Source organism: Oleiphilus sp. HI0132 (assembly GCF_001635845.1).
Genome location: NZ_LWGJ01000842.1, coordinates 1 through 601 on the forward strand (window position 1 = coordinate 1; position 601 = coordinate 601).

Annotated in this window: 1 protein-coding gene; it reads left to right on the forward strand. The window is 47.8% G+C overall.

What is annotated here, in order from left to right; all coding sequences use genetic code 11:
- Positions 1-127: 127 nt before the first annotated feature.
- On the forward strand, positions 128-601 hold a 474-nt coding region (locus tag A3766_RS09580), incomplete at its 3' end, for an FAD-dependent oxidoreductase (RefSeq protein WP_156508835.1).

The following is a 601-nucleotide window of genomic DNA, read 5'->3' on the forward strand; positions in this document are numbered from 1 at the left end:
CATTAACAGTTTATTATTCTGCGAGCCCCTATATCTGTAGCCACGACCTATAGAGCTTGCTGAGCAGCATTTTTGCACAACATTATTTAGTACCAGTTTAAACACTTATCGTTGAAGGACATTTCTCATGAGCGAAGCAAAACACTCCAAAGTCATTATTCTTGGCTCAGGCCCTGCAGGCTATACAGCTGCAGTCTATGCAGCACGCGCCAACCTGAACCCAGTTGTGATTACAGGAATGCAGGCAGGCGGACAATTGACGCAAACAACCGACGTCGATAACTGGCCTGGAGATGCTGAGGGCGTTCAAGGTCCTGAATTAATGCAAAGAATGCAGCAGCATGCCGAGCGCTTCGAAACAGAGGTTATTTATGATCACATCAATAAAGCAGAACTAAGCCAAAAACCTTTTCGCTTAACGGGCGATTCTGGTGAATATACTTGTGACGCACTCATTATCGCCACCGGTGCTTCAGCGATGTATTTGGGCCTAGAGTCCGAAGAAACGTTTGCCGGCAAAGGGGTCAGCGCCTGTGCAACTTGTGACGGATTCTTCTACCGCAACCAGACTGTTTGTGTAGTTGGCGGCGGAAACACTGCC